We start from the raw sequence: 10,110 nt of genomic DNA on the forward strand, positions 1-10,110 counted from the left end.
CGTCAGGCCGGCAGGTGGACGCACACCCGCGTGCCGCCGCCGGGGACCGCGAGCAGCTCGGCGTGCCCACCACGCTGCTCGGCGCGGCGCAGTACCGACGACCAGCCCCAGCCCGTCCCGTCGGTGCGGGGCACCGCCGCCGGGACGAACCCGGAGGGCAGCCCGCTCCCGTCGTCGACGATCTCCAGCACGACCTCGTGTGCCTCGTACCGCAGCGTGATCTCGACCTCGCGTGCCTGGGCGTGGCGCTCCACGTTGAACAAGCTCAGGCGCAGGCAGCCGAGGAGGGCCGTGTCGCCGCCGTCGGCGAGCGGGCGCGCGGTCCCGTGCAGGACGAGGCGGGTGGCGATCCCGGTGCGGCCGGTGAGGTCGAGCAGGTCGCGACGCACCGCGGCCACGAGCCCGTCGACGGCGTCGACGGGCGCGCAGCCGCGCAGGACCGCCCGGAGCCGGTCCGAGGCCTCGCGGACGTGGTCGCCGACGCGCCGCAGCGCCGCGCGCAGCTCCTCGGCGCTCAGCTCGGCGTCGTGCCCGGCGTGCTGCGCTGCGGCGGAGGCGGCGAACAGGAGCGAGCTCACGTCGTCGTGGAGGGCGGAGGCGATCCGCTGTCGCTCCGCACGGGCGTGCACTGGCCGGGCGTCGTGGCGGAGCGCCGAGCCGCTCCGCACGACGCGGCGGGCGTCGCCGGCCCTCGGCGAGGCCTGCGGAGATCCGGCGACGTTGGTGAGGACTCCCATGCCGGGGACAACGACAACCCTTGACCAACCGCAGGGAGGATCACCCGGATGGACTACCCGCGGATTCGGATATTTCGGTCATTTATCAACGTGATTGCGGTGATTTTGAACGATTTGATCATTATCTGCGGAGAGGTCTCCGTAACGGCTCACCGGGCTCGTCGTTGGCCCCAGGACGACGACAGGAGGCGCTCATGACCGGCCGACCACCGACCCGATCCCGCACCGCCTGCTCCGTCGCGGCGGCTCTCCTCGTCGCCGGCGGGGTGCTCGTCTCCGCGCTGCTCCCGGCCGCCGCACAGGCCGCGCCCGCCGCCCGGCCGGGGGACACCGTCGTCGTCCCCGTCGTGGGCGGGGTGACCCCGGCGCTGCCGGACGGGGTCGTCGTCCGCGCCGCGCGCGGCGGGGCCGGGCTGGTGGTCGTGAACCCGACGGCGGTGCCGCTCACCGTCGCGGGCCCGGACGGCCGCGACTTCCTCCGGATCTCGGCCGCCGGCGTCGAGACGGACGCGGCGGCGCCGTTCACCCATCTCAGCCGGCCCGGCAGCGGTACCGCGGTCGCCCTGCCGGACGGGGTCGACGCCGCCGCGCCGCCCCGGTGGCACCGGGTCTCCACCGACATCTCGTGGGACTGGACCGACCCGCGCGTGCGTCCCGCCGCGGGGCTGCCCCCGGTGGGCGGGCACTCGCACGCGAGCCACGTGCTCGCCCGGTGGCGCGTCCCGCTGCGCTACGGCACCGTGCCCGCCGTCCTGGACGGGACGCTGGAGGCACAGGCGGCGCCGGAGCCGCAGCGGGTGACGGTCGACCCGCCCCCGGCGGGGATCACCGCGGTGGCCGGGCCCGGCGGGCTGACCCTCGCCGCCCCGGCGGAGCTGCCCGTCGCGATCCGCGGGGTCGACGGCGAGGAGTTCCTGCGCCACACCGTCGACGGATGGGAGGTCGCGACCGGCTCCCCGACGCACCGCCTCGACCTCCTCGCCGCCGGACGGCCGGTGCCACCGGACACCGGCTGGCAGCCGGTGTCCGGTGGTCACACCGTGACCTGGTCGGACCCCCGGCTGGACCCGGCACCGGGAGCGGCCGTCCGCTGGCGGATCCCCGTCGAGGTCGCGGACGGGGCGGCCGAGCTGACGGGTGGCGCGAGCCGGGCGCCGGCCGTGGGGCAGCATGCGGCGCCCGGAGGGCTCGGTGGCGCGGCCCTGCTCCCGGCCGTGGGGTTCCTCGGCGTGCTGCTGGCGCTGCTGTTGCGTCGGGACCGCCGGCTGGCGGCCGCCGATCCGCCGTCACCGATGGCGCCGGCGCCGGCGCTCGCGGGGCGGGCGTCATGACCGTCCTCGCCCACGGCATCGGCACCCCCACCGATCCCCCGCTGCCCACCGGCCCGGCCGCCGCGGCGGCGGTGGCCGCGCTCGTCATCTCCTTCGCCGTCCTCTGCCTGGCGTGGCGGCGGGCCCGGCGAACCCGTCAGGGGCGTGAGCTCCCGCTGCTCGCCCGGCTGGACCGCCCGGGGACCCGCACGGTGGCGAGGAGCGCGGCGCTCGCGGTGCTGGCCTGGCTCGTCGTCGAGGGCCTGACCGGACCCGACGACCTGTCGGCCAACGCGGCGCCGTGGGTGTTCTACGTCCTGTTCTGGGTCGGGCTGGTGCCGGTGTCGCTGCTGTTCGGCCCGGTGCTGCGCGTGGCGAACCCCCTGCGGCTGCTGCACGAGCTGCTCGCCGCCCTTCTGCGGATCGACCCCGTCGAAGGGGTGCGGCCGCTGCCGGCGGGGATCGGCTACTGGCCCGCCGTCGCCTCGCTCGCGGCCTTCGGGTGGTTGGAGCTCGCGGCGCCCGGGCGCACGACCCCGGCGGTCGTCGCCTGGTGGGTGATCGGCTATGCGGCGGTCCACGTCACCGTCGCGCTCGTCGTCGGGGCGCGCTGGTTCGATCGCGGGGACGGGTTCGAGGTCTACTCGACGCTGCTGGGTGCCCTCGCGCCCGTCGGGCGGCGCGACGACGGGCGCCTGGCGTTGCGCAACCCGCTGGACGGCCTGGAGGCCGTGCGGCCGGCCCCGGGACTTGCCGCGGTGCTCGTGCTGCTCATCGGCGTCACGGCCTGCGACGGTCTCATGGGGACGCGATGGTGGTCGACGATCGTCACGCCGGGCGTGGTCACGTCGACGCTCGCGCTGGCCGCGGCGACGCTGGCAGTCGGCGTCGTCACGCTCGGCGGCGCCTGGCTGATCAGCGGGGCGCGTGCCGCGGACGGCACCCGTCCCGGACCGGCGGCGTTCGCGACGACGCTGGTGCCGATCGCCGCGGGATACGCGATGGCGCACTACTTCTCCATGCTCGTCCTCGACGGCCAGCGTGCGCTCATTCTCGCCGGGGACCCGTTCGGCTGGGGCGAGGTGGACCCCGGCGTCGTCGCCCCGGCGGTGGTGCTCGTCGTGCAGTGGGCCGCGGTGGTGGTCGGGCACCTCGTCGCCACCATCGGCGCGCACGACCGCGCCGTGCGCCTCTACCCCGGGCGTCTCGCCCTGCGCACGCAGCAGCCGATGCTCGGCGCGATGGTGGCGCTGACCGGCGCCGCCGTGGGCCTGCTCTGGGCGTCCTGACCGCTCGGGCGGATGCCCCCAGCTTCGGGTAGTGGGTCGCCGGTGCGGCTCGCGACCCTGTGTCGTCCGACCATCGAGGAAAGCGAGCGAGGCACGATGACGCACCGTCCGGGCTGCCGGATCCGTACGGTCCTGGCCTTCGTGGTCGCCTCGGCGACCCTCGCCGCCGCAGGTGAGCTCACCTCGGTGGCGGCCGCGGCGGTACCCGCCGTCCCCGTGGCGACCGCCGACGCGCTACCGGCCGCGGCGCTGCAGCTCGCGGGTCTGGAACCGATGCCGCAGCCGCGCCTCGGGCCGGCGGGTTCCCTGACCGACGAGATCACGGGCCTGTCCGCCCGCCTCGGCGTCGGGCTCGACGCGGCGGCGGTCGGCCGCGAGGTCGCGGCGGCCCGGCTCGGAACCGCGACCGAGTCGGCGCTGGCGACGCTGCTCGTACAGCTGCGCACGTGTGACGCGGCGACGGCCGCGATGACCGCCGCGACCCCGCACGAACAGCTCGTGGCGGGCCTCGCCGAACCCCGGCCCGCCGACGTGGCCGCGGTCCGGGACTGCGCCGTGGCGTTGCGGGCGGGACTGGAGGCCCTCCGGCCGTCGTTCCCCGCATCCGCCGGTGCCGGGCCGCTGCGGGTGTGGCCGGTGCTGGCGTACTCGCCCGGCGACGCCGACGACGTCTACGTCGAGGACTACGTGCTCCTGGTCGACGAGGGCGGTGACGACGTCTACCTCAACAACCAGGGGGCGAACCAGATCGACGTCAAGCGCAGCGTCACCGGTGCCGCCGCGCGCTACCGGGAGCCCGCGCGCGGATGCCGGCAGACCTACCCGGACTCGGTCAGCGGTCGCGTCGTCCGCGGACCCGACGGCTCCCGGACCCCCTCGCTGGACGGTCCGGAGTGCGTTCCGTCGGCGGCTCTGCTCTGGGACCGCGGCGGGAACGACACGTACGGCCGCCTGCAGGACCCGGAGTTCCCCGACGACCTGTGCAGCGCCGCGCCGAGCGTCGCGCGGTTCTCGACCATCGGTGCGGGCGTCGAGGGGGTCGGCATGCTCGTCGACGACGCGGGGGACGACCGCTACACCGGCCGGACCGGCACGATGGGCGCGGGGCACATCGGCGGTGTCGGCCTCCTGGAGGACAGGGCGGGCAACGACCGCTACGTGGCCATGCGCAACGCGCAGGGACTGGGCCTGCTCGTCGGGATCGGGGTGCTCCGCGACGACGGCGGGGACGACGTCTACGACTACTACATGCCCGCCCCGCTGGACCCTGCGGCCGAGTTCCACGCGGACGGCTCGGGCGGGGTCATCGACGACAGCGGCCTCGGCTCGGAGATCGGCGCGAGCCCGAACGCGGAGGACCGGGTCGGCGGGCGGTGCGACGCCACGCCGCGCAGCCTGCAGGGGGTCGGCATCTTCGTGGCGCCCGCGGTCGGGCTGCTGGTCGACGCCGGCGGCGACGACCTCTACCGGGCCGCCGGCTACCGCAACCAGGAGGAGGGGTTCCCGACCCAGTCCGGGACGGGGCTGATCCGGTTCGCGCACGGCTCCCAGGGCAGCGGCTACCTCGGGGGCATCGGGGTGTTCCTCGATCTCGCGGGCCGGGACCGCTACGTCAGGGAGAACCACGAGCCCGCCGAGGACCGCCGGGACGGGATGCTCGCCGGGCCGCAGCCCGACCTCACCTTCGACGAGGTCGGCTCCCCGACCAACGGCCGACCGCTCGACCTCTCCGTGTTCTACGACGCGGAATGAGCAGCGGAATGAGCGGCGGTCAGACCGCCGACGCCACGACGGCGTCGCGCAGCAGGCCCGTGGCGGGATGGCAGTTGACGTACTCGTAGTACTGGTCGGACGCGTCGAACACGGAGACCTCGTGGTAGAGGCGGAGCTTTTCGAGGCTCGTCACGACCCGGAAGAACGTCGTGAAGATCCGGAGGTGGGTCGGGTGCGACTCGGCCCAGCGCTCGAGCAGGTCGAGCGACCGCCAGTGTCCGATGTTGTAGCTCTTGTCGATCGGGTTCCCGTCGAGGTCGATGTAGCGGACGTAGCGGTTGCTGTAGCAGCCGATGTCCTGGCCGTTGTCGCGAAGGAAGTCCATGCCGCTGCGCAGCACCGGCTCGATCTCGGTCAGGTACAGCTCGCGCTCGTCGGGCCCGGTCTGCGCCCAGTCCTGACCGGAGCGGATGAGCGCGACGTTGTCGTGCCCGCGGACGACCACGCGACCGCGGCCTGCCGGGTCGCCCTGCGCCTCGAGCCGGCCCGACGCGAGCATCCGGTCCGTCTGCGACAGGGGGATGCGGTCCCGCATGGACCCCCAGTAGCCGTGCTCCTGGATGTCGCCACTGACCCCGTCCATGATCGCGCCGACGCCCGGGAACCGGTCGGTGAAGGCGTACAGCGTCTCGAACTGGTCCGCGCGGGGTGCGACGACCTCGCGGAACACACCGACGTTCGCGCTCAGGCGGTCCTCGGAGTTCCACCACCGCGCCACGTCGGGGCGGGAGACCCAGCGCTCGTAGGTCGCGGGGTCGCGCCAGTAGCCGACGGCGACGAGGTTGTCGTGGCCGGCCTCGTCCTTGTGGTGCGTCAGGTCGTGCTCGCCGGGACCGTCCGCCAGCCCGAACCCGTCGACGATGTGGCGCAGCGTTGCGAGCGCCTCGTCGCGGTGTGGGGCGCCCTCGTACTGCACACCGAAGTAGCCCATCACGACCTGCGTGAGGTCCTGGCCGGCCCGCGCGACGAACATGGGGAACGGCGGGTCGTACTCGTCGGCCACGCGGCGCGACAGGGTGCGCGGACACGTCAGGTGGTGGTCGATGGCCGATTCCATGGTGCGCCTCCGATGGCGTGCGAGCTGCGGGCCCGTCCGGGATGGCTGCACGCTAGGAGCCGGTCAGGTCGGCGAGCGTGCGCTCCGTGCCAGGAAACCGACGTCGTGTGCCGTCCGGGAGGCGGCGGCGCGGCCGCCCGCGGTCTGCCGGAAGTCACGGGGACTCAGGCCGTACTCGTCACGGAACGCCCGGGCGAAGACGGTGGGATCGGAGAAGCCGTGCTGGGCCGCGACGACGGCGACGGGCAGGTCCGGGTGCGTGCCGAGCTCGGCCCGGGCCCGTTCGAGCCGGCGGAACCGGATCCAGCGGGCGAGGCTGCGTGGCTGGTCCGCGAACAGCCGGTGCAGCGTGCGCAGGGACAGGTGGCACTGCCTGGCGATGGCCGCGGGCGAGAGTCCGGGGTCGTCGAGGCGGGTCTCGATCAGTTCGAGCACGTGGCGCAGCTGCAGCGTGGCGGGGACGTCGGGGACCGGCGGGCCGTGGTGGGCGACCGCCGTGAGGACGAGGTCGGCGATGCGGGAGGCGAGCTGCACGCCCTCGGTGCCCTCGACGGAGCGGGGGATCGTCGCGAGCTGGGTGAGTGCGGCACGCGCGATCAGGGCGCTCACACCGTCGTCGACGGGCCGCGCGGTGAGGGTGGCGACGTGCCGGGTGTCGAGCGGCACGTCGTCGAGGGCCCAGGTGAACACGTCCATGTGCCACGGCCCGGACATGGTCCAGGTGAACGGGCGGGTGGTGTCGTAGACGACGAACGATCCGGGGCGGATCCGCGCCGCCCGGCCGTCCTGCTCCAGCCGGGCGTCGCCGCTGCGCAGCAGGCCGACCTGGAAGCGGTCCTCGCCGTGCCGGTCGATGAGCCTCGACGTCCGACGGAAGGTCTGGCCGACCGACCGGACCGAGGCGACGGCGAGGGGGCCGACGAAGTGCTCGGTGACCCGGCCGCGGATCGGGAGCTGGTCGTCCGGCCTGATGTCGAGGGCGACGAAGCGCTCCCGGATCAGGTCCTTCCAGCGCGGCAGCCCACGGACGGAGTCCTCGTGATCGCGATGATCGTGAACGGTGCGGCTCATCGACGGTCCCCTCGACGGACGCGGCCGTGGTCCCGATGGCTGTGGGTGCGCGGCGGGTGCGCGGCCGTCCGGCGACGGAGTATATCTCCGCACAGGCGGTCCTCCGCCGGACGAGCACCGCGTTCGGAAGCCGCATTCTCGCCGCAGCTGCGGCGTCCTCTCGCCGAAGGATCCGCATCTCGTCTCTTCGTTCGGCCTCGTGGGTGATCCCGGACGACCGGTCCGGAGCTATGATCCCACTGCTAGTCACACTGGTACTAGTGGCTCGCGGTGGGACGAACGCCGCGGAGACAGCCAGGTGCAACGAGTGAGGTGCGCATGACGGCAGCCATCCGTCCGGCCCGACCCGTCGTCGCCGTACTGCGCGACGGCACGCCCGTCTACTCCCCGCCGGGCACCGTCGTTCGGGACGGTGGTCGCGTGCAGTGCCATCTGTGCGGGCACTGGTTCCGCTCGGTGGCCGCGCACCTGCGCGCCCACGGGTGGGAGCGTGCGGCCTACCGGGAGGCGTTCGGTCTGGAGCTCACCGAGTCCCTCGAGGGCAGCGACACGCGGGCCCGCCGGGCCGCGGCCCTGCGGCAGCGGCTCGCCACCGACCCGGCCGTCCGGGCGGGGAGCGCTGCGGGTCGCGCCCTCATGCGCTCGGGCGAGCTCTCCCGGGTCGCGGCGTCCGCGGCGAGGGGCCGGGTACAGCCCGAGCAGCGCCGTCGCAAGACGCTTCGATCGCTCGCCGAGATCTCCCCGGCCGCCCGGGCAGCCGGCACGCGCCGCGCCGCGCAGGAGCGACTGCGCCGGGTCGCCGCCGACGTGGCGCGCGACGCCGGCTTCCCCGACCTCGGCTCGCTCGTCCGCGCCCGGGTTGCTGCGGGGGCGAGCCTCGCCGCGATCAGCCGGGAGTGCGGCCTGCACAAGGACTGGCTCTGCCGCCACCTCGCGACCGTCGACCCGGCAGCGGCGCGCGCCGTCGCGGGACCCGCGCTGGCCCGCCTGGACGTGCCGTGGGGGCCCGCGCTGCGTCGGCTCGGGTACGGCGACGTGCGGGCCTACCTCGTGGCCCGCCACATCGACGGGCGGCGCACGGTGTCGGCCATCGCCGCGGAGACCGGCCTCAGCCGCGGGGCGGTGCTGACAGCGCTGCGCCGCCACGGCGTGCCCACCGTCCCGCACGCCGCGGCCCGGGGCCGTCGGCACGACGCCGCCGCAGAGGTCGCGGTGCGGTTCGGCTTCCCCGACCTCGGCAGCTACCTCGCGGACCGGCGTGCCGCCGGGCTGTCGTGGCGCGCGATCGCCGCCGAGTGCGGGCATCCCGCCTCCTGGGTACGCCGCTCGGCGCGTTCCGCGTCAGGCGCCGGCAGGCCTGCCGAGGAGGTTGTCCACGAACCCCAGCGCGGCGGCCGCCGCCGCGTGCCGCCACGCCACCAGGACGGCGTCGAACCCCTCCCGATCCGCACGTTCGGCGGCGAGCGCGATCACGACCGGCTCCAGGACCGCGCGCTGCCGGCGTAGCAGCGCGGTGGGGTCCAGGTGGCGGCGATCCAGCAGGGCCAGCTTCATGAGCAGGTGCGACCGGAGCTCGCGCACGTGCTCGACCGGCTGCTCGAGCCACGCGTCGATGGCGGCGCAGCCCTGCGCGGTGATCCGGTACGGCGTACGCCGCGGCCCGGGCCCGGCCTCCTCGGCCCCGGCCTCGACGAGCCCGGCCTCGGCGAGGCGGCCCAGCGCCCGGTAGATGACGGGCCGGGGGATCTGCCAGACCCGGCCCAGGTCGCCCTCCGGTGCGGTGAGTGCCGCGATCGCGAACCCGTGCCGGGGCTCCTCGCGCAGGGCTGCGAGCACCGTCCACTCCGGCAGCGCCCACGTCGTCCGATCCGTCACGCGCCGAGGATAGGAAAGCCGCACCCGCCCTGTCCCGGGCAGTGGCCGTGGCTTCTCCCGCTGCCGGCCGACAGCAGGGCCCGGCCCGGTCGAACCGGGCCGGGCCCCGCCGGCTCATCGCGAGGTGCTGTAGGAGTGCGCCCCCGTTCCGGCGAGGGCACCGCCGTCCACGATGAGGTACTCCTCCCGGATCGGTGTCCCGGCGAAGTACGACTCGAGGATCTCGCGCGTGCCGGCGGCGTAGCGGGCCTGCGCCGACAGCGACGACCCGGAGATGTGGGGCGTCATCCCGTGGTGGGGCATCGTGCGCCACGGGTGGTCGGCGGGCGCGGGCTGGGGGTACCAGACGTCGCCCGCGTATCCGGCGAGCTGCCCGCTCTGCAGCGCCCGCACGATCGCGTCCCGGTCGACGATGAGCCCACGCGCGGTGTTGACGAGGTAGGCGCCGCGGCGCATCGTCGCGAGCAGGTCGTCGTCGAACAGGTTGCGCGTTTCCGGGTGCAGCGGCGCGTTGATCGTGACGACGTCGCAGTGCGGCACCATGTCGCGGGCCGTCGGATGGAACGTCAACCCGAGCTCGTTCTCGACCTCGGCCGGGAGGCGATGGCGGTCGGTGTAGTGCAGGCGCATGTCGAACGGCGCCAGGCGGCGCAGCACGGCCAGGCCGATGCGGCCCGCCGCGACGGTGCCGACGTCCATCCCTTCGACGTCGTAGGAGCGGGCCACGCAGTCGGCGATGTTCCACCCGCCGTCGAGCACCCACCGGTGGGACGGGAGGTAGTTGCGGACCAGCGAGAGGATCATCATCACGACGTGCTCGGCGACGCTGATGCTGTTGCAGAAGGTCACCTCGGCGACGGTCACGCCGTGCTCGATGGCGGCGTCGAGGTCGACGTGGTCGGAGCCGATGCCGGCGGTGAGCGCGAGCTTCAGGTTGGGGGCCTTCGCGATGCGTTCGGCGGTGAGGTAGGCGGGCCAGAAGGGTTGCGAGATGACGA

At 74.8% G+C, this 10,110-nt stretch carries 8 protein-coding genes; 3 read left to right on the top strand and 5 right to left on the bottom strand.

Annotated features, from left to right (window positions below; genetic code table 11):
• Window positions 1–2 precede the first annotated feature (2 nt).
• On the bottom strand, window positions 3–737 hold the full coding sequence (locus tag AB7J25_RS20445) for a sensor histidine kinase (protein WP_428511191.1): 735 nt from the start codon (window positions 735–737) through the stop codon (window positions 3–5).
• 194 nt (window positions 738–931) lie between these two features.
• On the opposite strand from AB7J25_RS20445, the gene AB7J25_RS20450 reads away from it, so the two are divergent.
• The 3 genes from AB7J25_RS20450 (at window position 932) to AB7J25_RS20460 (ending at window position 5,088) form a co-directional block, all read left to right on the top strand.
• Window positions 932–2,068, top strand: coding sequence for a hypothetical protein (locus AB7J25_RS20450; RefSeq protein WP_428511192.1), 1,137 nt, complete (start codon window positions 932–934; stop codon window positions 2,066–2,068).
• On the top strand, window positions 2,065–3,336 hold the full coding sequence (locus AB7J25_RS20455; RefSeq protein ID WP_428511193.1) for a hypothetical protein: 1,272 nt from the start codon (window positions 2,065–2,067) through the stop codon (window positions 3,334–3,336). The genes AB7J25_RS20450 and AB7J25_RS20455 overlap by 4 nt, the downstream gene beginning before the upstream one ends.
• A 96-nt stretch (window positions 3,337–3,432) precedes the next feature.
• Window positions 3,433–5,088, top strand: coding sequence for a hypothetical protein (locus AB7J25_RS20460; RefSeq protein WP_428511194.1), 1,656 nt, complete (start codon window positions 3,433–3,435; stop codon window positions 5,086–5,088).
• A 19-nt stretch (window positions 5,089–5,107) separates the two neighbouring features.
• On the opposite strand, the gene oxdA is transcribed toward AB7J25_RS20460, so the two are convergent.
• The 4 genes from oxdA to AB7J25_RS20480 all read right to left on the bottom strand — a co-directional run.
• The gene (gene oxdA / locus AB7J25_RS20465; RefSeq protein ID WP_428511195.1) at window positions 5,108–6,166 is read right to left on the bottom strand and encodes an aliphatic aldoxime dehydratase; all 1,059 of its coding nucleotides are present in this window, start codon (window positions 6,164–6,166) and stop codon (window positions 5,108–5,110) included.
• Between the two features lie 63 nt (window positions 6,167–6,229).
• The gene (locus AB7J25_RS20470; RefSeq protein ID WP_428511196.1) at window positions 6,230–7,237 is read right to left on the bottom strand and encodes a helix-turn-helix domain-containing protein; all 1,008 of its coding nucleotides are present in this window, start codon (window positions 7,235–7,237) and stop codon (window positions 6,230–6,232) included.
• Window positions 7,238–8,578: 1,341 nt separating this feature from the next.
• Window positions 8,579–9,112 (bottom strand): PadR family transcriptional regulator, encoded by a 534-nt coding sequence (locus AB7J25_RS20475; RefSeq protein WP_428511197.1) that lies wholly within the window; start codon window positions 9,110–9,112, stop codon window positions 8,579–8,581.
• Between the two features lie 114 nt (window positions 9,113–9,226).
• On the bottom strand, window positions 9,227–10,110 hold an 884-nt coding region (locus AB7J25_RS20480; protein WP_428511198.1), incomplete at its 5' end, for an NAD-dependent formate dehydrogenase.

Source organism: Pseudonocardia sp., assembly GCF_050246655.1.
Lineage (GTDB): Bacteria > Actinomycetota > Actinomycetes > Mycobacteriales > Pseudonocardiaceae > Pseudonocardia.